Raw genomic sequence first — 23,220 nt, 5'->3', positions numbered from 1 at the left:
CGGACCCGAAGGACGTATCCATGGACACCGATCCCCTGACGCGGTTCCTCAAAGCCCTCGCCCCGGCCAGACAGGAGGAAGTGCGGCAGCTGCCCCGTGAACAGCAGGAGGCCATGGCCGCCGCATGGGAGAAGCGCCTCAGTGACGACGTGTCCCTCCTGACCCTGAGCGAACTCGACCCGCACACCGCGGAGAGCCGCGCGGCCGAGGACGTCGCCAGGGAATCCCTCTGAGAGAGGGAGGCCAAACCATCGACCGTCGGCCATCTGTTCGACTTTCAATCAATCTCCTCGTAAGTCGGACAATCACCTGGTTCCGGTGGGAAGCTCTGCCCACGAAGGCGAGGTGCGCGACGGTGCGCAGCCGCGTAGGGGAGGTTCCATGCCTGGATCGTTGTGGCGGAAGGCTCGTGGAGTGCTGGCGGGCTCACTGATGACAGCCGGGATCGTCGGACTCAGCGCCGCACCCGCGAGCGCGTGGACAGGGGGGAATGTCTGGGTGAACTTCGGCAACTGGAACTGCCCGGCCGGCGGCTCGGTGGTCGGTGTCTACTGGGGGGTGGACGCCTATTCGAGCGGTCCGGCGACGGGCGACTGGGGTGACAACGTCATCTACCCGCGCGTTCGCGTGGGGACCGGCGCGCACAACACCCTCAGCTACCAGACCATGTGCAAGAAGTGGGGCTGGTACACCTACCGCGGCGTCGTGGGGCAGCGGAGCCTGACGCCGTACAAGTCGGGGCTCAGCTACTGGTACTAGTCCAGGTCCGTTCGGGATCAGTGGCGGGGTGCGGTCCCCCGTCGCGGCCATGGTGGCCAGGACCGCACCCCGCGCCTATGAACCTACCCGGCCAGGGCGAGATGTGCGTTTCACGCGCGTTTGGCCAGCTCAGGGCCCTTTCCGGATTCTGGCGCGCCCATTTTTCGGGAAACGACGTGTATCGACATGGTTGCGGACCGTAGCGGTAGGCGTGGGGATCCCGGTCGACGCCCGAGGGCGGTGGGCAGACGATGGAGTGGACGGAGATCTCTCCTCCTGGGAGGAAGAACAATGAACCGCACCACACGTCTGTCCGCACTCGCTCCCTTCGTCGCCGCCGCGTTCCTCGTCGCGCCGGCCGCCCTCGCATGGGCCCCGGCGGCCGCTGCCGTTCCCGCCGCCACCTGCTCCATCTCCGGCGTCCTGGACAACGGGAAGGTGCACCTCTCCGGCGGCGGCTTCACGCCCGGGCCCGCGTTCCTGTCCTCGCCCACCGCCGCGGGCGGGCAGTTCACCATCGGTCAGGACGGCGGCTTCCAGATGCTGAACGTGGAGAACGCCAAGTACAGCGTGTCGCAGGGCAACGAGCACACCCAGTGCAGCGGTTTCGTGGAATGACCCGGGATCCGTGACGCGCACGGCCGACGTGCGGTGCCGGGCGTACGAGCGCCGGCACCGCTGTCCGAGCTCGTCAGGAGCTCGTGAGGATGACGAGTTGCCGGGTCGCCCGGGTCATCGCGACATAGCGGTCGACCGCTCCTTCGACACCCTTGCCGAACTCCTCCGGATCGACGAGGACGACCAGGTCGAACTCGAGCCCCTTCGAGAGCTCCGGGGTCAGCGACCGGACGCGGGACCTCGCCCGGAACGTGCCCTCGCCGATGTCACCGGTGCCGATGACGCAGGCGATCCCGTCGGCATGCGCAGCGAGCCAGGTGTCGAGGACCGCGTCCAGATCCGCGACGGATCCGTGGACGACGGGGATGCCGCTGCTGCGGATGGAGGTGGGCACGTTGGCGTCCGGGAGCTCGGCTCGGATGACGAGTTCGGCTTCCGCCATGACCTCTTCCGGCGTGCGGTAGTTGATGCTCAGGGATGCCACGTTGATCCGGTCGAGACCGACCCGCTCGAGCCGTTCCTGCCATGACTCCGTGAACCCGTGCCTGGCCTGGGCGCGGTCCCCGACAATGGTGAAGCTCCGGGACGGGCAGCGCAGCAGCAGCATCTGCCACTCCGCGTCGGTCAGTTCCTGAGCCTCGTCCACGACGATGTGCGCGAACGGGCCGACGAGGCGGTCCGGTTCGGTGCCGGGGAGTGCGCTCTCGTCGATCAGGGTGTCCTGCAGGTCCCGTCCGCGCAGCATCGTCACCGCGCCTTCGCCGTCGTCGTCGGCCTCCAGCAGGCCGTCGATGACATCGGCCCTGCGCGCACGTTCGGCGGCGACGGAGGCGTCGTGGCGGCGCTTGCGTACGGACGCCTCCGGGTCGCCGAGCCGCTGCCGTGCCGCGTCCAGGAGCGGCAGGTCGGACACCGTCCAGGCCTGGGCGTCCTTGCGCCGCAATGCGCGAACGTCATCGGGGCCGAGCCAGGGAGCGCACTTGCGGAGGTAGGCGGGCACCGACCACAGATCTCCGACGATGTCACCGGCTTCGAGCATCGGCCACGCACGGTTGAGGGTCCTGATCAGCTCCCGGTCCTGCAGCAGCGACTTCCGGAGCAGCTCGGGCGCGACGTCGCTGTCGTCCTTGTCCATCAGGATCGTGAGCAGCTCCTCGCGGATCTGGTCACGCGCCTCGTTGTGCGGAGTGCCTGGTTCCACTGCTTCGAACGCCGCCGCCCAGTCGTCGGCGCTCAGCCAGATGTCGGACCAGTGGCTGGAGACCGTGATCCCCTCGGTGGGCGGCTCCTCGTAGATGCCGACGGCCGCCTCGATCGCCTTCACCATGTTCGCGGACGACTTCAGACGGGCCACGTCCGGGTCGGTCTCGATCGCCGCTCCGGCTCCCTCGGCGACGAGGTCGCGCACGGTGCACGTCTGCACACCCTCCTCGCCGAGGCTGGGCAGGACATCGGCGACATAGGCCAGGTAGGGCTGGTGCGGACCGACGAACAGAACGCCGCCCCGACGGTGACCGAGTCGGGGGTCGGAGTAGAGGAGATGGGCGGCGCGGTGCAGAGCGACGACGGTCTTGCCCGTACCCGGACCACCGTCGACGACGAGAGCGCCGCGGGATCCCGCCCGGATGACGGCGTCCTGGTCGGCCTGGATGGTGGCGAGCACATCGCGCATCCGGGCCGAACGGTTGCTGCCCAGACTGGCGATGAACGCGGACTGGTCGTCGAGCGCGGCGTGCCCCTCGAGTCCGTCGGCGGTGAACACTTCGTCCCAGTAGTCGCTGATCCGGCCACGGGTCCAGCGGTACCTGCGGCGGCTCGCCAGACCCATCGGGTTGGCGTGGGTCGCCGCGAAGAACGGCTCGGCCGCGGGGGAGCGCCAGTCGAGCAGCAGCCGACGCCCCGTGCTGTCGGTGAGGCCGAGGCGTCCGATGTACACGGGCTCGGGATGGTCCGCACTGACGATGTGTCCCAGGCACAGGTCCAGACCGAAGCGACGCAAGGCACGCAGACGACCGGTCAGCCGGTGGATCTCCATGTCCCGCTCCATCGCCTCCCGGCCGATGCCGCCGGGAGCCCTGCGCTCGGCTTCGAGGCGGTCGGACAGTTCGGAGATCGCCTGCTCGAGGCTCTCCGCGATGTCGGCGAAGTGCTGCTCGTCGCCGTGGATCAGCGCCGGATCGGCCTTGGGGGAGAGGCGGTCGGGAAGCTCGAACGCGCTGGTGGTCAGAGAGTTCATGTCATCAGCTCCGGTCCGCGGTCGCCGCCGCGACGTCCAGCGGGTCGCACACCCGCACCTCGGTGTCGAGGGCTCGCAACCGCAGCGCGCGTCCCACGATCGGGTCGACGGCACCGCACGACCCATAAACCGACAACAAAAAACACACTTCGTGATTCTCCTAAATTTGCGGAGTTCTGACCTCGGTCCGCGATTCTGCACCACGAACTGGATCTTGCCGCAAGCCCCCTGGTGCGCTATAAGTTGAGAGTGGCAAGGAGTGGGGACTCCTCTTTGTCTTCGTCTTTCTCTTCGTCAGATCCCGCATCACGACAGGCGGGCGAGTTCGGCGCGGATCTCCTCCTCGCGGCTCGGGGCGTCGAGGCTGCGTACGAGGGCGAGTGCCTCTTGGAGCGCCTCGCGGGCGAGTTCCGGCCGACCGCTGTGCTCATGGACGCGGCCGAGGGCGACGAGCATCGTGGCGAGAGCGCCGCGGTCCTGCTCGGACCGGTGGAAGGCGATCGCAGCGCCGAGCGTGCTCTCGGCCTCCGGATAGCGGCCCGCCGCGTCGTAAGCGAGAGCGAGATGCCACGCGCACCAGGCCTCCTCGCCGGGATTGTCCCGGCCCCGGCTCAGCCGCAGTGCCTCCTCCTGAGTACGCACGGCATCGTCGGGACGCCCACTCTGCAACTGGGCGTCCGAGATGTGGGCCGCAAGCCAGATCCGCGCCGCGGTGTCGCCCTGCGCGTCGTAGATACGGCCTGCCTGCGCGTACCGGAGCATGCCTTGCTCCGGGCGGCCCAGCTGGCACGCGAAGTCGCCGTAGTGCGTGAGCACCCAGCCACGGCGGCCGTCGTCCCCCAGCTCGGTGGTGATCTCCAGGGCCCGCTCGTACAGGACGGCGATCCCGTCGGTGCGGCCGAGCAGGCGCCGCGCCTCGGCCAGATGGATGAGCGAGCCCAGTTCGGCGGGGCGGTCGCGCTGTTCCCGTGCTGCCTCCACCGCCCACGCCTTGGCGGCTTCGAGGTCCTCCCACCTTCCGCGGTACGCGAGCAGCCCGTACAGCGACGTCGCCAGCGCGGTCACCAGGTCCCATTCGCCGCTCTCGTGGGCGGCGCGCAGGCCTGCCTGTACGTTGGTGTGCTCCTGGGCGTACCAGGCGAGCGCGTCCTCGGGCGGCCGTTCGTGCGCGCCGGGCAAGGACATCCACGCGGCCAGTGAGCGCTCGTACCACCGGACCGCACCGCGCAGGGTGGCCCTCCGGTGCGCTTCGGGGTCCTCGTTCTCCGCCCGTTCGCGCGCGTAGAGCCGCAGCATGTCGTGGAGCTGGTACCGGGCGACCGCCTCGCCCCGGACCTCCACCAGGTGCTGGTCGGCGAGTTCGGCGAGCAGTTCCTCCGCGTGCCGCGCGGACAGCTCGGTGGCCCCGGCGGCGGCCTCGGCGCTGAAGTCGGCACCTGGCAGGAGGCCGAGACAGCGGAAGAAGCCCTGGGTCTCCTCCCGTAGAAGCTGGTAGCTGAGGTCGAAACTGCTGCGCAATCCTGTGTCTCCGCTCCGTAGGCCGAGTAACGATGCTCTGTTGCCGGCGAGTCTGTCAGCCAGGACCGACAGGGGACGACGGCGCAGCGTCGGCGAGGCGGCGGCCGCCGCCGTGACCCGGATCGCCAGCGGCAGTCCGCCCACCAGCGAGACGATGGAGCGGCAGGCCTCGCGGTCGCGGGAGACCACCCGGCTGCCCACCATCCGTTCGAACAGGCGCAGTCCTTCGTCATCGGGCAGCGGGTCGAGCGGCAGGAGGTCGGCCCCTTCGAGCGCCGTGAGCGCCGAACGGCTCGTCACAAGGGCTGCGCTGCCCGGCGCGTCGGGAAGCAGCGGTTCGACCTGCCGGGCGCTCACCGCGTTGTCGATGACGACGAGGCAGGGGCCCTGGCGCAGGACGCGCCTGAGCTCACGGCGCCGTTCGTCCGGTTCGTGAGGAATCCGGTCGGGCTTCACACCGAGGTGGCCGAGGAGTTGGACGATGGCGGCGTCGGTGGAGACGGCCGCTTCGGAGGCTCCGCCGAGGTCGACCAGGACACGTGCGTACGGGAAGACGGACCCCAGCCGGTGGCCGAGCTGCCGGGCGAGCGTGGTCTTGCCGACACCGCCCATGCCGTACAGGACCACGACCGGGACCGACTCGCCGAGCTCCCGGGTGAGCAGGGCGGTGGCCTCGGCGGCCTCCTGCTCGCGGTCGGTGAAATGAGCGCTGGGCCGGCCCAGCGCCAGCCGCCCGCCGGTGGGGGTGGCCGGACGCGCGGGGCCGGACGGGGAACGCGGGCGGATCGTGACCCATGTCCCGAGGCCGAGCTGCCGCCACCACCGGCTGCTGCGGCTGTCGTCGAGGGCGGCGAGCTCGGTCACCGGCACGACGGTCAGCGACGAAGGGCCCTCCGGACCGTGGTGCCCGGAGATCACCCCCACGGCGAGCGGGCCGTGCACGGGATCCTGTACGAACACCACGGCTCCCGACATGCCCTGCCACTGCGACCTGCGCGCCGATCCGGCAGGCGGGGCCGGCGGGGTGGCCCCGGTCGCCAGGTGCAGGAGTCCGCGCCGGATGTGGAACCCGGGCAGGACACTGCCGTACACCTCGACGCTGTCCCGTAGCCGAGGCAGGTCGGGAGCATGAGCCGGGTGCGTGTTGAACCCCGGAAAGCCCATCGCCCAGCAGTCCGGTACGGGGCCGATCCCGCTCCGGTCGATCCGGGCGAAGCCCACCGTGAACGGGGGCCGGGGGAAGTCCTCGGCGGCGACGTCGAGCACGGCGATGTCGGGCCCGCCCGGCGGCCCGGCGGCCACCACGGTCGCCCTGTACTCGCGGTGATCGAGTCGGCGGACCAGAACCTCCTCGTCCGGGGCGGGGCCGGTCATCACGTTGTGCGCGGCCGTGAGCACGTACGAGGCACCGACCGCGTAGCCCGAGCCCACGGTCCACACGGATCCACCGACCCCGCCCGGGCGTCGGCGCAGTACCTCCACGGCGTGACCCGTCAGGTTCACCGTTCATCGTCCCGTCCGTCGGCACGGTCAGGGCTTCTGGTGACTCTCGTCGAACACCTTGACGGTTTCCCCCTGGCTGTTCACGGGAGGCTGAAGTGTGAGCGTGATCCGCTGTACCTGTTCCTTGGCGTACGAGCCCTCGGCCTCCATCTCCACGACCCAGAAGCGCACCCCTGTCCTTCCTCCGCCCTGACGGGTCACTCCGACGTGGAACTCAAGCTCGATGGGCCCGACTTCGAACCGGATGCCGCCGCCGTCGGCCGCTGCGACCGCCTCGTTCAGCTCGGTACGCAATGCCGCGATGGTTTCCGCGAGTCCCAGCTTCACTGTGGTTCCCCCTCCGGATGCCCTGCCCTCGTACGGACGCGGGGCAAGTCTTCCCGCTCCGGAAGCAAAAGCCACCCGTACGGCCGTTGCCGCTACAGGTCGCCGGAGTGCTGCGCTCTTCCTGCTTCACCGGTGTGTGCCTCAGGGTGCGGTGCGCGGATCTCGGTGAGCAGCAGGGCGATGTCGTCGGCCCGGTAGGGGGAGCCGCGCGCGTTGTGCAGGAGTCGGTCGGCGAGTTCGTCCAGTGAGTCGGCACGGGTGTGGGCCAGGGATGCGCGCAGTCGGTCGATCCCCACGTCGATGTCGGCCGCGGGTTCCTCGACCAGGCCGTCGGTGTAGAGGGCGAGGACCGATCCAGGCGGCAGGGTGATCCGGGTTTCGGGATAGACGCTCGTGCGCTCCACACCGAGGATGGGGCCGACGGCCAGGTCAAGGACGTCGGTCGTCCCGTCGGGGTGGCGCAGCAGGGGTGGGGGGTGGCCGGCGGTCACGGCGTGGGCGTGGTGGCTGTGGGGTTCGAGGTGGATGTAGCAGCAGCTGGCCAGCAGCCCGGGGTCGAGGTCGATGAGGGTTCGGTTGGCCCCCGCCATCACATCGGCGGGCGTATGTCCCACGGCCGCGAAGGCTCGTACCGCGCTGCGCAACTGGGCCATGGTGGCCGCGGCGGCGATGCTGTGGCCCTCCACGTCCCCGATGACGAGACGGACCCCGCTGTCGGTGGGGATGACGTCGTACCAGTCACCGCCGATCTCCATTCCTCTGGTGCCGGGCAGATAGCGCATGACGGTACGGATACCCGGGAGTACCGGGAGCCGGTGCGGCAGGAGCGCCTGCTGCAGGCCGCGCGCGAGGGTGAACTCCGAGTCGTAGAGCCGTGCTCGTTCCAGAGCCTGGGCGATCAGCCCTGCGAGTGCGGTCAGGACGCCGCGGTCCTTCTCGGTGAACTGATGGATCTCGTCGAAGCCGAGGACGCAGGTGCCGACCGGGTGACTGGAGGCGATCAGCGGCAGGTACGCCCAGGAGCTCACCCCACCCGTGGGGATGTCCGGGTAGCTCCGGGCAAGGTCCTGCTGCGACTCGATGAACAGCGGAGCGCCGGAGGTCAGGGTTTCCGTGCCCGGCAGGTGGGCGTGCAGCGGTACGCCCTCCAGCCAGTCGAGGAAGTCCTCGTGGCGGCCGGTGTGAAAGAGCAGGTGCAGCGCTTCGCCGCGCACCACGTAGATCGCCAGCTGCTGGCCTCCGAAGGCCGGCAGGAGCTGGTCGGAGACGACTTCGCAGACTTCGCGGGCGGTGACCGCCTCGGTCAGCGCGCTGCCCAGCTGCAGCACGTGGTACATGACGCCCATGCGTGCCGGGGCCGTGACGGGTGGGGCCGGGGCCGGGGCCGAGGTCGAGGTCGAGGCCGAGGTCGAGGTCGAGGTCGAGGCCGGGGCCGGGGAGGCGGGTGGCGTCGAGCCCCGGGGCGGTTGACCGACGGGCACGACCCGGCCGGTCACCCCGTCCGGGGCGGGGTGGAGGGAGAAGGCGAGCCACCGGTCGGGTGAGGGACAGGCCAGGAAGGAGACCGGCGCCTGGGAGATCATCGCCGAGCGGTGCCGGTACTCGATGTCGGGATCGGACAGCCACGGCAGCGCCTCCCAGAGGCACTGGCCCAGCAATGCGCCGTGGGGGACGTCCAACAGGTTCAGGGCGCTGTGGTTGGCGTACGTGACCCGCCCGTCGGGGGCGAGGGAGAACAGCCCGTCCCGCAGCCGCTCGACCGCGGCGACGGCCACGTGGCCGGCCCGAGCGTCCACGACCGCGCCGACCAGATGGGTGCGTGCCCACGCGTCGTCGACCTCCGGTACGCGGCCCCACAGCTCGACCGTGCGGTACCTCCCGCCACCGTCCATGTCATCCGGCACGCGCAGACGCCGCGCTACGAGCCGGCCCTCGTCGGCTGCCGCCCGAGCACAAGCCCGGAAGGCGGCAAGATCGCCAGGATGCAGGCAGGCAGCGAGCGTTTCGGCTCGTCCGTCGAACGTACGAGGGTCAAGGCCGAAGATCGCGCAGCCTTGATCGTCCAGAGTCACGGTGCCCGAGGCGAGGTCCCAGTCGAACAAGCCGACGTCCACGGCCGCCGCGGAGGGAGCCGGAACCTCGACGGGAACCGTCTCCGGGTCGCATTCCACGGGATCGCCGGTCCGCGCCCGCAGGGCGGCGAGGGAACCACCGAGCCGTCTGGCGATGGTCCGCACGCGGCGGCGCTCGGCCTTGGAAAGCCCTTCCCTCCCGGGGGACGCCGCCCAGACGATCGCCAGCGTTCCGAAAGTCTCTCCTCCCGCGCTCACCGGCACGGAGCACGAGCCGAAGGAATGCGGCAGAGCCACCGCGACCTGGGGGTACCGGCGCATGGTCTCCTCCGCGTCGGCCAGGTGGACCGTACGCCCGGCGCTGTACGCCACAGCAACGGGGATGGGGCTGCTCACCGGAATGAGGCGCCAGCCGCCGAGCAGGGAGGGCGGCACCCCGCACGCAGCGGCGAGCACGATCGACCGGCGGTCGCGGGAACGGAGAAAGACACTCCCGGCGTAGGCTCTGGTTCTTTCGACGGCTTCGACAGCAGCTGCGGAGAGCAGATCCTCACGCTCCGCCGTACCGCCGAAAGTCGTCCCGGGCATGCTTCCAGTGTGCGCAGACCCCCGCGGGTCAGCCCGGCCACGGTGGTGACCCAGGGTGACCCGGCGATCGCACATCCCCGGTCCCCCGCCTGACACGGGCGGCGAGGTCCAGATCCTCGCTCCGACCAGGACCTCTCGAACAGTCCGCATGCGGTCGGTCACCCGGCAACTCCGTGCGGGGCAAGATCACTGCATCGAGGTAATGCCAACGGCTCTCAGGGTCGGATGGGCGTACCGGCCGCTACTGTTCCCGAAGTCTGGATGCATTCCCGGATATTCACCCCCTTTTCCTTCTTTCGCCGGTGACGCGTATGTCCGCCGATCACCGCGTCCTCATGAAGGAGAGTTCGCCCGATGACCGTTGACACCAGCCCGGAAGCTCAGCTGGAGCCGCCCGAGCAGTCCAGCCTGAGCACGGCGGCCGCCCGCAACCTTGCCAGCACGACCAAATCCGCCCCGCAGATGCAGGAGATCACCTCCCGGTGGCTGCTGCGGATGCTCCCCTGGGTGGAGACGAAGGGCGGCACCTACCGGGTGAACCGCCGGCTCAGCCACACCGTCGGCGACGGGCGCCTCGACTTCGTCCAGGACGGTGCCGCCGTCCGGGTGATCCCCCGCGAGCTCGGCGAACTGGCCCTGCTGCGCGGCTTCGACGACGAGGACGTGCTGACCGCGCTCGCCGGCCTCCAGCGCGATTTCCGTGCCGGCGAGGTGCTGGTCGAGCGCGGTGCCCCGTCCGAGCACATCCACCTGATCGCGCACGGCCCCACGTCCTCGCCCACGCCCACGCCTCCGGCGTCCAATCCGCCGACGGCGCGCGCTCCGCCCTGCCTTCCCCGCCCGCTCCGCCCTTCGTCCCCGTCCCCGCCGCGGGGGCCGTGCCCGTACCCGACGGCGGCCCGGGTGGCGATCCGGTCGCTCAGCACGTGTGGGAGGGCGCTGCCGCGGTGAGGCGACCGAGCGCTGCCCTGGAGCGGATCCTGCGCGGCCGCAGTGGTCTGGGCACGGCGAGCCTGCACCTGGCCCGGCCTGCGGAGCCGCCGGTGCCTTCGGAACCCGAGGCACCGGTGCCACCTGTGGCGGGCATTCCGATCCCGTGTCTCTACCACCACCCGGTGTCGGAGCCCGATCCGGCGCGGGTGGAGGAGGTCAGCCGCCGGATCAAGGCCTGGGCGTTGGACGAGGCCGAGCTGTACCCCGAGGACTGGGAGGACCAGTTCGACGGCTTCCACGTCGGGCGCTACATGGTCGCCTGCCATCCGGACGCTCCCAGCATCGAGCACCTGATGCTCGCCACACGGCTGATGGTCGCCGAGAACGCGGTCGACGACTGCTACTGCGAGGACCACGGCGGCTCGCCCATCGGCCTCGGCGGACGGCTTCTGCTGGCGCACACCGCTCTCGACCCCCTCCACACGACGAAGGAGTACCAGCCGGACTGGGCGGAGTCGCTCCATGCGGACGCCCCCCGGCGTGCCTACCGCTCCGCCATGGAGTACTTCCTCCGGGAGGCCAGCCCCTCCCAGGCCGACCGGTTCCGGCACGACATGGCCCGTCTGCACCTGGGGTACCTCGCCGAGGCCGCCTGGGCGCAGACGGATCACGTTCCCGAGGTGTGGGAGTACCTGGCGATGCGCCAGTTCAACAACTTCCGCCCCTGCCCCACCATCACCGACACCGTCGGCGGCTACGAACTGCCGGCGGACCTCCATGCCCGGCCCCACATCCAGCGGGTCATCGCGCTCGCCGGGAACGCGACCACCATCGTCAACGACCTGTACTCCTACACCAAGGAACTCGCCAGCCCCGGCCGGCACCTGAACCTGCCCGTGGTGATCGCCGAACGCGAGGGCATCTCCGACCGGGAGGCCTACCTCAAGGCGGTCGAGGTCCACAACGACCTCATGCACGACTTCGAAGCCGAAGCCGCCGCCCTGGCCGCCGCTTGCCCCGTCCCGAGCGTGCTGCGCTTCCTGCCGGGAGTCGCCGTGTGGGTCGACGGCAACCACTACCGGCTCCAGACCAACACCTATCGCTACAGCCTGCCCGACTTCTGGTAAGGATGGACTTATCCGTGACTGGCACCGATCTCACCACCGCCAACGGCACCTCCGCCGGCACTTCCGTGATCATCCCCGCCCCGGCGACGCCCTACCAGGGGGACATCGCCCGTTACTGGGACCACGAGGCGAGGCCCGTGAACCTGCGTCTCGGCGACGTCGACGGCCTTTACCACCACCACTACGGCATCGGCGACGTCGACCACGCCGCTCTCGGCGACGCCGACGACAGCGGATACGAGAAGAAGCTGATCGCCGAGCTCCACCGCCTGGAGTCCGCGCAGGCCGAACTCCTCCTGGACCACCTCGGCGACATCGGGCGCGACGACACGGTCGTGGACGCCGGCTGCGGCCGCGGCGGCTCGATGGTCATGGCCCACCAGCGCTTCGGATGCAAGGTCGAGGGAGTCACCCTGTCGGCCAAGCAGGCCGACTTCGCCAACCAGCGCGCCCGCGAACTCGGCATCGAGGACCACGTCCACGCCCGCGTCTGCAACATGCTCGGCACGCCCTTCGAGACCGGGCAGGCCGCGGCCTCGTGGAACAACGAGTCGAGCATGTACGTCGACCTGCACGACCTCTTCGCCGAGCACTCCCGCATCCTCGCGGTCGGCGGCCGCTACGTGACCATCACCGGCTGCTGGAACCCGCGGTACGGCCAGCCCTCGAAGTGGGTCTCCCAGATCAACGCGCACTTCGAGTGCAACATCCACTCCCGCCGGGAGTACATGCGCGCCATGGTCGACAACCGTCTCGTACCGCAGGCCGTCATCGACCTGACTCCCGCGACCCTGCCCTACTGGGAGCTGCGGGCCACGTCTCCTCTGGTCACCGGCATCGAAGAGGCGTTCATCAACTCCTACAAGGACGGCTCGTTCCAGTACCTCCTGATCGCAGCCGACCGCGTCTGACCGACCGCCCACCGACGGGCCGGGCCCGTCACCCGACGGACCCGGCCTCGCGGGGCCGGCGGTGCAGTCCGTCGGCCTTGCTGCCCCCCGGCTCGCGGCCGGTCAGCCGTCGGCCGCGCCGCCGGTCAGCAGCAGTTCCGCCAACGGTGTACGCGTGTGGTGCACCGACCGGCCCGTGCGGGTGGTGGTGAGGAGACCTGCGGCGCGCAGGGCCGAGGCGTGGGCGGAGGCCGTGGCGTTGCTGACGCCGATACGGCGGGCCAGGCCCGTGGTCGTACGGGCTTCGTCCAAGGAGCGCAGCAGGGCGAGCCGGGTGCGCCCGAGGACTTCCGCGAGGGGCTCGTCCGCCCGGCCGCCCCCGTCCGGGATGGGCGGCAGCCCCACGCCCGCCGGGTAGGCGAGCGCCACCGGACGGTCGGGCAGGTCCTGGAGGAGCGGACCGCGCCGCCAGTGGAAGGTCGGTCGCAGGACCAGCCCGCGCCCGCCGAGCCGGACCTCCCGCACACCCGGGACACCCGGCAGGGGCCATTCCCAGACTCCGTCGCGCACCCGTGACCCCGGGGCCAGGTCGCTCAGGGTGGCACCGAGGCCGTGTGAGGCGACGGCCAGGGCATGGCGGGTGAACTCCGCCCGGTGCAGGTCCTGGACCAGGGGCCACACCGGCGCGAGGACCGTCTCGTAGGCCGCCCGTTGGGCCCGGCCCAGTGTCCGCCAGGCGTCGGTGTCCCCGCGGTGCAGGGCGCGGATCCACGGCGGGGCCGGCCGTCCCGCGTGCACCTGCTCGATCCCGGCCCGTACGACCTCCGGGCGGGATGCCCTGATCAGCGCGAACCCCTCGTCCGGCGTGTCGCCGAGAACATCGAGGAAATCGGGAGCCACCCCGTCCGGCACCAGGTCCGCGAGCGGCTCTACCGCGCCCGGCACAGCCCGCAGAAGCCGGTTCCGCCAGCGCCCGAACAGCAGCTCTTCATGCCGGGCGCCCAGCATCATCAGGGCGGCGTGCAGCTCGGGTACGGGCGAGGGCCGCCGCGCGAACCGCACCCGGGCAAAATCGTCCGCCGTGAAATGGATCCGGATCATGCACAACTCCCCGCTCCGCGCCAGCCTTTCGGGTCAGGCCGCAACCTTCGTTCCGGCGCAAATCCCGCCCCCAGGATGCCGTCCATGACCCATACCTTCACACCCGGTCGCCGTTCCCTCGCCAAGGGCGTCCTCGCCGGGGCCGCCGCCACGCTGCTCGGCGCCGTCCCGGCCGCGCCCGCCTCCGCCTCCGCCGCCCGCGCCGCCGCGCCGGTCCTGCGTCTGCCGGCGCCCACCGGGCCCTACCCCGTCGGTGCCACAACGCTCCACCTCGTCGACCCCTCCCGAAACGACCCGTGGGAGCCCCGGATCGGCGTACGCGAGCTCATGGTCACCGTCCTGCGGCCGGCCGTACCCGGCCGCGGCTACCCGCGCGCCCCGCAGCTGACCCCGGGCGCCGCCGCACTCTTCACCGACATCGGCCCCCGGATCCACCCGCCGCTACCGGCCGCCGGAGTCGACTGGGCGGCCACTCTCACCCATGCCCGTGTCGGCGCCCCGCCCCTGCCCGGCCGTCGCCCCGTGCTGCTCTACAGCCCCGGCGGCGGCGACGCCCGTACGATGGGCAGCTCCCTCGCGGTGGACCTCGCCTCCCACGGCTGGACGGTCCTCACCGTCGATCATCCCGGGGACGCGAGCGAGGTGGAGTTCCCCGACGAGCGGCCGGGCCGCAAACGCATCCGGGACACCGCGCTGTACGGCCCGCCCGACGCGGCCACCTTCCGCACCATGATCGACACACGCGTCGCCGACCTCCGCTTCGTTCTCGACGCCCTCGGCCTCGACCGGGTCGGCGTCTACGGGCACTCCGCGGGCGGCACCGCGGCCGCACAGGCGTTCCACGAGGACCGGCGGATCGCCGCCGCCGTCGACCTGGAGGGGTATCTCGACCAGATGGACGGCGAACTCCTGCCGGTGGCCCGGCAGGGGACGGACCGGCCGTTGCTCCTGGTCGGCACCGACGGCTTCCGCGACGCCCGGCTGGACCGGTCCTGGGGCGCGCTCCTCGCTCACGCGGGCCCTGTCGCCCGGCGGCAGCTCGACGACACCGCGCACTGGGTCTTCACCGACTACGCGGCCCTCGTCCCCCAGCTCCAAGCGGCCGGCCTGATGACCGCCTCCGGACGCGCCGCCATGATGGGCCGGGCCGATCCGCGCGTCACCGTGCCCGCCGTGCGCGATCTCATACGGTCGTTCTTCACCTGCCACCTGCGGAGGTGAGCGGGGTATGGCCGGCCGGCACCGTTTCGCTGGGAACGACCGGTTCCGGCGGGGTGCCGTGGCCGAAGGGCCGTCCGCCCGGAGCGGCGCGGTGGTGCGGTGCGAGCCATCCCGAGAGGTCGGGGCCCGCCGGCACTGCGAGAGCCGGGCGGAGAGCCGGTCGAGTCGGGTGAACGGCCGCTCGTACGCGTCGGCGTACGCCTCCTGGGACCCGGCGAACCCGGCCCGGTAGACGCCGTTGTTCACGTCCCGGCAGACCACCCGGTCGACCGCGTCGATCTGCGGCCGAAGCGCCGGCGGGTAGAGCGCGGGCGCTCCGTCGCGGTGGTAGGGCGTCCACTCCAGCGACATGTCGATCGTGATCTGAGGGAAGTCGTTGGTCACCACCTCGCCGGTCGGGACGGCGGAGAACGCGGTGAAGGGCGTGTGTCAAGCCACGGGATTCAGGGGCGTGACCGGGGTGGGACGGGCGGGGCTTACTGGACGGACCCCTTCACCCCCCCCGCACCCCAGGAGATTCCCATGACGCACCCGTTCCGGAAACCGCGATTCCTTATGCTGGCCGCCTCGACCGCCGTGGTCGCGGGAGGCGTGCTGGTTCCGACCGGCGCGTTCGCCGCGGTCCCGACGGCACCGCACGCGGTCGTGGCTGATGACAGCGTCGCGGCCACCGACGACCAGGGCGGCACCGACAACAAGTCCACGCTCCTCCTCATCGTCCGCGACGGGGACGGGAACATCCGCATCGGGCCCGGCCAGGGCAAGGACGACTCCGGCGACCAGGTCAACCCCATCGGCCAGGGCGGCCCCCGGATCGGCGAGAAGAACCGCCACAAGGGCGGACCTGGCTCGGACACCCGCGTCAAGCAGCCCAAGAGCGACTCCTGGGTCTGTATCACCGCGCCCTGCGGCCCCGAGGACAAGGCCGCCCCCAGCGGCTGACGCCGACACCGTCCGTTGCCGCCGGACGGGGCCGTCACCGCATCGGGTGGCGGCCCCGCGCTGCTGCCCGGGGCCCCGGGCGGCTGCACCACTACGGCCGGCCGAGGACACCGGCCGCGGACGAACGGGCCTCGGGTTCACCTCCGGCGGTGGGCGCCGGATCGCGCTCGCCGATGTGGGCGGCGACCGCGTCGGCGTCGGGCCGGTTCCTCGTGCCGGACTGCGCGAGGAGCCGCCGGAGCCAGCGGGTACGGGCGTCGCGAGCGTCCCGGCTGAGGGCCGCCCTCGGTGCCAAGCCGTCGAAGCCGTGGTAAGCACCGGGCCATACGTGCAGTTCGGCCTGGCCACCGGCCTGCCAGATCGCGTTCGCGTAGGTCACGTCCTCGTCCCGGAAGATCTCGGCCGATCCGACCTCGACATAGGCCGGGGGGAGTCCGGAGAGGTCCGTCGCGCGGGAGGGGGCCGCGTAGGGCGGCAGGTCCGCGGCACCGTAGCGGTCACCCAGCAGTGCCTTCCACGCGGTCGCGTCGGAGGTGAGGTCCCACACGCCGAGGTCCGTCATCTGATGACTGGAGAAGGTGCTGTCGCGATCGTCGAGCATCGGGGACAGCAGCAGTTGCCCCAGTGCCTCGGGGCCGCCGCGGTCACGGGCCAGCAGGGCGAGGGCCGCGGCGAGCCCGCCGCCGGCGCTCTTCCCTCCGATGATGATGCGGTCCGCCTCGATGCCCAGTTCGGCCGCGTGCGCGACCGCCCAGACGAGCCCGGCGTAGCAGTCCTCCAGTGGTCCCGGGTACTGAGCCCGCGGCGCCAACCGGTACTCGACCGAGATGACGGCCAGTTCCAACGGGAGGGCCCACTCGCGAAGAATCCGCGGAAGCACGGACCACGCGTTGCCCATGACCATCGCGCCCCCGTGCATGTAGTACAGCAGGGGCAGCGGCCCGACGAGCCCGGCCGGCCGCGCGCTCACGAGCGCCACATCCGGCCCGCCGGCGGTCCCGGCACACGGAGCTCCGTCACCTCGAAACGGCCGTCGGCGCGAAGGTCCTCGGCCGTCGGCCTGGGCCGGGTCGTGGCATCCCGCTCTTGCCGGGCCGCAAGATTGGCCGGGGTGATCGGCTCCCTCGACTCCTTGCCCAAGGCCGCCAGTACCACGCTCAGTTCGGGGTCGAAGGGAGGCACTGCCTTCGGTGCCGGGACACGGCCGGAATCCGACGGCGCGCGGCGGTCACTCATGACCCATCCCCCGCTCGGCCGGCCGGATACCTCCCGGCATCCCCGCTGCGACAGCTCGGCTGCGCACACGCGCACCCGGCGAACACTCGCCTGAGACCCATGCGGCGTAGCCAATCACACCGCCGGGCGACGCCGCGGCGCGGTCAGCAGTTCGGGACCCAGGCGTGGGAGCGCGGCCGGTCCGCGCCGGTGAGGTTGGTCCTGGTCCGCACCTTCACGCAGCCCAGCAGCTCCCGCTTGTCGGGCTGCGCGTAGTAGAGAACGTCGACCTGGGTCGCCCCCTCGGCGAGGTCGAACCCGTTGTTGTAGACCGAGCGGGGTGCGCCGCGGGACGTCCACGGGCAGGGGGCCAGGCCGTCGCTCCAGTCGGCGTCGCCGTCCACCCAGGAGCACATCTCGCCCCTGCCGTCCTCCTCCGCGAAGAAGCAGACGGCTCCGCGCCGGCAGCGGTCGTACCCCGAGGCCTCGGCGCCCGCGAGGGGGAGCAGACCCGAGCCCCACGCGACCCCGAGGCCCGCGAGCACCGCCGTCCCGGCCGCGATCAGGACGTGGCGCCGCCTTCGTGACGGGCGGCTTCGTGGTGCAGGGTCTCGCGGCTCGGAGCGGCGCGGGACCGGAGGTGCGTGCTTCGGATCGGCCCGGCAGGCGGCCGCCGCCTCCACCCGGCGCAGCAGGGACGCCGCGGTGTGCGCGGCCCGGTCCTCGTGTCTTCGGGCAAGGCAGTCGCGGACGATGTCCCGCCAGGGCTCGGGCAGTTCGGGCGACAGGCGCAGTTCCTCCTCGCCCCTGGCGTAGCGGAGCGCCGCGTCCCGGCGGGCGGCGGACGCACCGCCCGGCAGAGGCAGCGAGCCGGTCAGGACGACGTGGGCCAGCACCCCGAAGGCCCAGATGTCGGCCGTCGGACGGATCTTCATCCCGCGTACGCCGACCTCCGCCCAGAGCAGGTCCGGCGGGGTGTAGTCGGGCGTCGCGAAGGCCGGCGAGTACGCGTGGGTGCCCTCCAGCTCCGCCGCCATGTTGAAGTCGCCGAGCCGAGCCGTACCGTCGGGCATCAGCAGGACGTTCCCCGGCTTGAGGTCGCCGTGCACCCAGCCCGCCCCGTGCAGTTGGTCGAGCCCCTCGCAGATCTGGGCGAGGAGGTCAGGGCCCGCCGACGGCACGCCGTCGGCCAGCAGGGCCTCCAGGGACCCCGCCGCCTCCTCCAGGACGAGCACGGTGGCGCCGTCGAGTTCGGGACGGCCGGGGTCGTCGACCGTGAGCACCTCGTACATCCGGATCAGCCGGGGCGTGCACACCCGGCGCAGCACCTCGGTCTCGCGGTCGGCGAGCTCGCTCAGGTGGCGCAACTGGCGCGGGGTGCGGGTTCCGGTCGGGAGGATCTTGAGCGCGGCCCGGTCGGGCAGGGCCGGCTCGGGAACGGCGCGCAGAGCCGCGTACACGCTGCCGAAGGCGCCGGCTCCCAGCAGGTGGCCGACGACCCAGGGGCCGACCCGGTAGCCCGGCGGGACCGCGAGGGCGCCTCGGTGCCCGGCCTGCCCGGTCAGCGGGCGGTACCGGTCGGGGCGGCCGGGAGGGCCGCCAGGTCGTGCTCGCGGACGAGGTCGAAGCGCAGGGCCAGCGAGACCAGGGTCTCCTTCTTGCCGACCAGCCGCGGCCCCGGATCCGCCATGTCGGGGCCGGGCTTGAGGCGGAGCTTGACCGCGAGGTAGTCGATGCTCCACTGCACGGCGGCGCGGTTCGCGGCCGGCCAGAACGGCTTCAGCCGTTCGACGACCTGCTCGACGGTGGGCAGCGGCGCGTGCGGTTCACCGCGCAGTCGCGGCTCGCAGAGCGCGGTGAGGACCTGGAAGTACCGGCTGGAGCGGTCGAGCGGGAAGGCGAGAGCCGTGGGCTCCCCGCCGGAGGCGCCGCCCTCGCCCGACTCGCCGGGTCCGTCCAGGTCGGCGTAGTCGTGGCGCGGCGCCCAGACGTCCAGGGTGAGCAGTTCGGAACCGGCCGGCAGGACGATCCGGGCGAACTCGAACGGGACGGGCGCACCCAGCCGGCCGGGCGCGATCTTGATGTGCTCGCCGGCGCCCTCCGGGTTCTCGACCACATAGGTCGACGAGCGGCTGAGGTTGCTGAGCGACCAGTACGTGCCGGTGGCGGTGATCTCCCCCGCCGCGCGCGAGACGCCGACGTGCGGGACGTGCAGGCCGCCGTCGCCGGCACCTTCACGGCCGAACCGGAGGGTCTGCCCCGGTGCCAGGCGGATCTGTGCGGCCGGGGACATGGTGGGCCCCGGAACCACGATGATGCTGTACACGCTGCTTCCTTCCCCCCAGGGTGCCGGGGGCAGGTTAGCCAGCGGAATCAATCATTTCTGTAACGATGGCCTGTACTCAGCACTCGCCGCGCCAGTGGAAGCGCTCGATGGTCCGGCCGCCGACGGGTAGGCTTCCGCGCCCCTCGTCCCAGCCGTGGTGCAGGCAGGCGGTGCCACCCTCCCTGAAGTACACCTGCACGTGGTCGTAACCCGGCTGCGGCGTACCGTTGTTGAAGAAGGACCTGCGCAGGCCACAGCTGCTGTGGGGCTCGTCGACGGCGGAGCGGCAGACGGTGCCGGTGCCGTCGTCGCCCGAGTAGAAGCAGACGTAACCGGACGGGCAGTCCTGCCAGGCGGCCGGTACACCGGTGCAGTTGCGGCTGATCACGCTCGGCCAGTCCCTTTCGGCGCCCGTGTACTCGACGCCGTCGAAGTGGACCGGAACCCGATGGCTCTCGTCGGTGAAGTCGCCCGAGGCCAGGTAGCGCTGCTCGTAGTGCAGGTGGGCCCAGCCCGAGGCGCCCGAGGTGCCGATCCGGCCGATCCGGGTGGACGGCTGGACGGCGTCGCCCTTCTTGACGTAGGCCGCCGGGTCGTCCTTCAGGTGGTAGTACGCCGTGAACCAGCCGTTGCCGTGGCTGAGCTGGATGGTGTTGCCCGAGCCGTTGTCCCAGTAGGCGGCCGACACCGTACCGGCGGCGGACGCCATGACGGGCAGGCCGTCGGAGCCGGTGTTGCCCTCCACCACGATGTCCAGCGCGGGATCGTGGCCCCAGGTGTGCATCTCCCAGGTCGTGCCGCACGGGAACGGCAACTGGAACGGCGGCTTCGACGCGGCCGTCGTCCCCTGGGGCGCGGCGGAGGCGGGCGCGGTGGAGGCGGGCGCGCCCGCCAGTACCAGTCCCGCCACGCACATCAGCACCACCGCGCGCAGCCTGCGTACGTACAGCAGCATGTCGTCCCCTTCCGGCCCCGACGGACCGCGCCCGGCCGGGCGTTGTCGAGCGCCATCGTCGGGGGCGGGGGGCGATCGCGACACCTCGGGGCTACGAGGGTGCCCGGGACCGGCCCGTCGGTCGGGTATCTCAACTCCCCTTCCACTTCATAAGTCGAAGTGTTGTCGCGGGGTCAATGGTGCTGATAAGACGCGTAAAAGACTGGATTGTCCGGCTGCGGACGGTGATGGCAACGTTGCCATCTCGTTAATAGTTCACTTCTTGACGGTGGTGTCGGCGCCGAGTTGACTGCGTCTACCTCGGCCGCAAGGACACGGCCTCGTCAGGGAGGTTTACATCGTGAACGCACATCTGGGTCGTGCCGCCGTTGCTGTCGCTGCTTCCGCGATCACCGTCTCGCTCACCGCTTGCGGCGGCGCGGAGGAGACCGACGGGAGACCGGGAGGCTCCGCCAAGGGTGACGCGATCAAGGTCGGTCTCCTGCTTCCGGAGAACCAGACCGCGCGCTACGAGAAGTTCGACAAGCCGCTGATCGAGAAGCAGGTCGCGGGACTCACGCGCGGCAAGGGCGAAGTGGTCTACGCGAACGCCAGGCAGGACGCGGCCGTCCAGAACTCGCAGGTCGACATGATGATCACCAAGAAGGTGGACGTCCTGATCGTCGACGCGGTGGACTCCAAGGCCATCGCCGGCTCGGTCAAGAAGGCCAAGGAGGCCGGCATCCCGGTCGTGGCCTACGACCGCCTCGCGGAGGGCCCGATCGACGCCTACACCTCCTTCGACAACGAAGACGTCGGCAAGGTCCAGGGCAAGGCACTGCTGGACGCCTTGGGCGACAAGGCCAAGGACGGCCAGATCGTCATGATGAACGGTTCGGTCACCGACCCGAACGCCAAGCTCTTCAAATCCGGTGCGCACTTCCTCCTCGACGGCAAGGTGAACATCGGCAAGGAGTACGACACCGTCGACTGGAAGCCGGAGAACGCCCACACCAACATGGCGGGCGCGCTCTCGGCGCTCGGCAAGGGCAAGGTCATCGGCGTCTACTCCGCCAACGACGGCATGGCCGGCGGCATCATCGCCGCCCTCAAGTCGGCCGGCGTGTCCCCGCTGCCCCCGGTCACCGGCCAGGACGCCGAGCTCGCGGGTGTGCAGCGGATCGTCGCGGGGGAGCAGTTCATGACCGTCTACAAGCGGTACGCCCCCGAGGCCACGGCCGCCGCGGAGATGGCCGTCGCCCTCGCCAAGGGGGAGAGGATCGACGGAATCATCAACCAGATGGTCGACAGCCCGACCACCAAGCGCGTGCCCTCGGTGCTCGTCCCGGGCATCGCGCTGACCAAGGCCAACGTCAAATCCACCGTGATCGATGACGGCGTCTACACGGTCGCCGAGATCTGCACCGACAAGCTCAGGGCCGCGTGCGAAGAGATCGGCCTGAAGTAGCAAGGAGCCGGGGCCGGCGGTGAGAGACCGGGCGCGACGGTTTGCCGCCGGGCTCCACGGGCACGCGCCAGGCATGATGAAGAGGAGGGTGGTCGGCGAGGAGGTCGCCACGCTCTGATTCCGTACGAGCACGCCGGGTGCGCAGACGCCTCGGTCGGGAGTGTCCCCACGCCGGCGCATCGACACGTCTGGGGGACGTCATGGAACTCGGTTTTCTCAAGCCGCTCTTCGCCCGGCCGGGCCCCTGGGCCTCGGTCTACATCGAGACCACGCGCGCGACCGAGGACGGGGCGAAGGTGCAGGAACTTCGTGAGCGCGCCATCGCGGGTCAGCTCATCGACGCGGGCGCCGACGCGTACACCACGAGGGCGGTGATGGATCGGCTGGCGAACGAGCCCGTCTCCGGGACACCGCCGGGCCGGGCCGTTTTCGCCACGGGCGCCGAGGTGGTCCTCGACCTCCCGCTCACCGTTCCGCCGCCGGCGGGTCGGGCGACGTGGTCCCTCCTTCCCCATGTGGCGCCGCTGGCCGGCCTGCGGGGCGATGTCCCGACGTGCCTGGTGGCGTACATCGACCGTACGGGCGCCGACCTGGAGCTCCGCGAGGGGCACCGCCGAGCGGCCCTGGGCCAGGCGAACGGCAAGGAGTGGCAGGGCCGCGGACACCGCGGCACTCCCGCGGACCGGCACGAGTGGCACTACCGGAACAAGGTCGAGAACACCTGGAACGAGACCGCCGACGTCATCGTGGACGAGCTGGTCCGGCAATGGCCCGAGAGCGGCGCCGATCTGCTGATCCTGACCGGTGACCCCCGTGAGCGCCGAGCCGTTCACAACCGGTTGCCGGAGCGCGTCCTGGCCGTCACCGTCGAGGCGGAGAGCGGCAGTCGCTCCGCGGGCGCCTCGACCGCAGGGCTGGACCGGGAGATCGACCAGGCGTGCGAGAGGTTCGGCCAGGAACGGCTCCGCAGGACGCTCGAGCGTTTCCACATCGGGCGGGGCAAGCCCGGCCAGCACCGCGAGTCCTCCGTCGACACCGGCCCCGGGGAAGCGGCGGAAGGGGTTCCGGCCGTCGTGGACGCGGCGCGCAAGCATCAGATGGCCACCCTGCTGCTCGCGCCGGACGCGTCCGACGGAGGGCGTCAGGTCTGGATCGGACCAGGCGTCGACGAGGTCGCCGTGCAACGCGGAGAGGCGCGGGCGATGGGTGTCCCCAAGCCCGAGCAGGCGCGTGCGGACGACGCCGTGCTGCGGGCCGCCGCAGCCGCCGACTGCGACGTCCTCCTGGTTCCCGAGGGGATGCGCGGCCCGGCGGGCGGACTGGGGGCGGTGCTGCGCTGGACACTGTGAGCGGTCTGCGGAGCAGGTCGGAACGATCGAACGGCGGCGGCGTTTCCGTCCGGCGTCCGGCGTCCGGCGTCCGGCGTCCGGCGTCCGGCGTCC

17 protein-coding genes and 3 pseudogenes are annotated in these 23,220 nt (G+C 71.3%); 10 read left to right on the top strand and 10 right to left on the bottom strand.

Features of this window, described 5'->3' with window-relative positions; genetic code table 11:
* Positions 1–20 precede the first annotated feature (20 nt).
* From ACGFYQ_RS35890 to ACGFYQ_RS35880, 3 genes are all read left to right on the top strand, one after another.
* Positions 21–233 carry a hypothetical protein gene (locus tag ACGFYQ_RS35890; RefSeq protein WP_393750456.1) on the top strand — a complete coding sequence of 71 codons (213 nt, stop codon included), beginning with the start codon at positions 21–23 and terminating at the stop codon, positions 231–233.
* Between the two features lie 265 nt (positions 234–498).
* Positions 499–759 (top strand): hypothetical protein, encoded by a 261-nt coding sequence (locus tag ACGFYQ_RS35885; RefSeq protein ID WP_393750454.1) that lies wholly within the window; start codon positions 499–501, stop codon positions 757–759.
* A gap of 291 nt (positions 760–1,050) precedes the next feature.
* Positions 1,051–1,377 carry a hypothetical protein gene (locus ACGFYQ_RS35880; RefSeq protein ID WP_393750452.1) on the top strand — a complete coding sequence of 109 codons (327 nt, stop codon included), beginning with the start codon at positions 1,051–1,053 and terminating at the stop codon, positions 1,375–1,377.
* A gap of 73 nt (positions 1,378–1,450) precedes the next feature.
* Here ACGFYQ_RS35880 and helR read toward each other — a convergent pair whose 3' ends face one another.
* The 4 genes from helR to ACGFYQ_RS35860 form a co-directional block, all read right to left on the bottom strand.
* The gene (helR, locus tag ACGFYQ_RS35875) at positions 1,451–3,613 is read right to left on the bottom strand and encodes an RNA polymerase recycling motor ATPase HelR (RefSeq protein ID WP_393750450.1); all 2,163 of its coding nucleotides are present in this window, start codon (positions 3,611–3,613) and stop codon (positions 1,451–1,453) included.
* Between the two features lie 306 nt (positions 3,614–3,919).
* Positions 3,920–6,634: a tetratricopeptide repeat protein gene (locus ACGFYQ_RS35870; RefSeq protein ID WP_393750448.1), complete on the bottom strand. Its 2,715-nt coding sequence runs from the start codon at positions 6,632–6,634 to the stop codon at positions 3,920–3,922.
* Between the two features lie 27 nt (positions 6,635–6,661).
* Positions 6,662–6,961, bottom strand: coding sequence for a trypco2 family protein (locus tag ACGFYQ_RS35865; protein WP_393750446.1), 300 nt, complete (start codon positions 6,959–6,961; stop codon positions 6,662–6,664).
* A gap of 92 nt (positions 6,962–7,053) precedes the next feature.
* A complete protein-coding gene (locus ACGFYQ_RS35860; protein ID WP_393750444.1) occupies positions 7,054–9,621 on the bottom strand; it encodes a SpoIIE family protein phosphatase in 2,568 nt (855 codons plus the stop codon).
* Between the two features lie 354 nt (positions 9,622–9,975).
* Here ACGFYQ_RS35860 and ACGFYQ_RS35855 point away from each other — a divergent pair.
* From ACGFYQ_RS35855 to ACGFYQ_RS35845, 3 genes and pseudogenes are all read left to right on the top strand, one after another.
* Positions 9,976–10,395 (top strand): annotated as a pseudogene (locus ACGFYQ_RS35855) (Crp/Fnr family transcriptional regulator); the annotation flags it as partial.
* Between the two features lie 53 nt (positions 10,396–10,448).
* Positions 10,449–11,681, top strand: a complete 1,233-nt coding sequence (locus tag ACGFYQ_RS35850; protein WP_393750546.1) for a family 2 encapsulin nanocompartment cargo protein terpene cyclase — start codon at positions 10,449–10,451, stop codon at positions 11,679–11,681.
* A gap of 14 nt (positions 11,682–11,695) precedes the next feature.
* The gene (locus ACGFYQ_RS35845; RefSeq protein ID WP_393750442.1) at positions 11,696–12,592 is read left to right on the top strand and encodes a geranyl diphosphate 2-C-methyltransferase; all 897 of its coding nucleotides are present in this window, start codon (positions 11,696–11,698) and stop codon (positions 12,590–12,592) included.
* A gap of 102 nt (positions 12,593–12,694) precedes the next feature.
* Here ACGFYQ_RS35845 and ACGFYQ_RS35840 read toward each other — a convergent pair whose 3' ends face one another.
* A complete protein-coding gene (locus ACGFYQ_RS35840; protein ID WP_393750440.1) occupies positions 12,695–13,672 on the bottom strand; it encodes an ArsR/SmtB family transcription factor in 978 nt (325 codons plus the stop codon).
* Between the two features lie 84 nt (positions 13,673–13,756).
* Here ACGFYQ_RS35840 and ACGFYQ_RS35835 point away from each other — a divergent pair, with 84 nt between their 5' ends.
* Positions 13,757–14,893, top strand: a complete 1,137-nt coding sequence (locus ACGFYQ_RS35835; protein WP_393750438.1) for an alpha/beta fold hydrolase — start codon at positions 13,757–13,759, stop codon at positions 14,891–14,893.
* Here ACGFYQ_RS35835 and ACGFYQ_RS35830 read toward each other — a convergent pair.
* A pseudogene (locus ACGFYQ_RS35830) lies at positions 14,871–15,295 on the bottom strand (hypothetical protein); the annotation flags it as partial. The gene ACGFYQ_RS35835 and the pseudogene ACGFYQ_RS35830 overlap by 23 nt on opposite strands.
* Before the next feature lie 120 nt (positions 15,296–15,415).
* Here ACGFYQ_RS35830 and ACGFYQ_RS35825 point away from each other — a divergent pair.
* On the top strand, positions 15,416–15,835 hold the full coding sequence (locus ACGFYQ_RS35825) for a hypothetical protein (RefSeq protein ID WP_393750436.1): 420 nt from the start codon (positions 15,416–15,418) through the stop codon (positions 15,833–15,835).
* Positions 15,836–16,052: 217 nt separating this feature from the next.
* Here ACGFYQ_RS35825 and ACGFYQ_RS35820 read toward each other — a convergent pair.
* From ACGFYQ_RS35820 to ACGFYQ_RS35805, 4 genes and pseudogenes are all read right to left on the bottom strand, one after another.
* Positions 16,053–17,071 (bottom strand): annotated as a pseudogene (locus ACGFYQ_RS35820) (alpha/beta hydrolase); the annotation flags it as partial.
* A gap of 143 nt (positions 17,072–17,214) precedes the next feature.
* Positions 17,215–18,615, bottom strand: coding sequence for a protein kinase (locus ACGFYQ_RS35815; protein ID WP_393750544.1), 1,401 nt, complete (start codon positions 18,613–18,615; stop codon positions 17,215–17,217).
* On the bottom strand, positions 18,612–19,376 hold the full coding sequence (locus tag ACGFYQ_RS35810) for an FHA domain-containing protein (protein ID WP_393750434.1): 765 nt from the start codon (positions 19,374–19,376) through the stop codon (positions 18,612–18,614). Before ACGFYQ_RS35810 ends, ACGFYQ_RS35815 begins: the two co-directional genes overlap by 4 nt.
* Positions 19,377–19,452: 76 nt before the next feature.
* Complete coding sequence (locus ACGFYQ_RS35805) at positions 19,453–20,331, bottom strand: peptidoglycan DD-metalloendopeptidase family protein (protein ID WP_393750432.1); 879 nt, start codon at positions 20,329–20,331, stop codon at positions 19,453–19,455.
* Between the two features lie 340 nt (positions 20,332–20,671).
* Between ACGFYQ_RS35805 and ACGFYQ_RS35800 the strand changes: the two genes are divergently transcribed.
* Both ACGFYQ_RS35800 and ACGFYQ_RS35795 read left to right on the top strand, forming a co-directional pair.
* Positions 20,672–21,778 carry a sugar ABC transporter substrate-binding protein gene (locus ACGFYQ_RS35800; protein ID WP_393750430.1) on the top strand — a complete coding sequence of 369 codons (1,107 nt, stop codon included), beginning with the start codon at positions 20,672–20,674 and terminating at the stop codon, positions 21,776–21,778.
* 200 nt (positions 21,779–21,978) lie between these two features.
* Positions 21,979–23,127, top strand: a complete 1,149-nt coding sequence (locus ACGFYQ_RS35795) for a hypothetical protein (RefSeq protein ID WP_393750428.1) — start codon at positions 21,979–21,981, stop codon at positions 23,125–23,127.
* Positions 23,128–23,220 lie beyond the last annotated feature (93 nt).

Source organism: Streptomyces sp. NPDC048258, assembly GCF_043201995.1.
In the GTDB taxonomy this organism is placed as follows: Bacteria; Actinomycetota; Actinomycetes; order Streptomycetales; family Streptomycetaceae; genus Streptomyces.
This window is presented reverse-complemented; position numbering and strand designations above follow the sequence as displayed.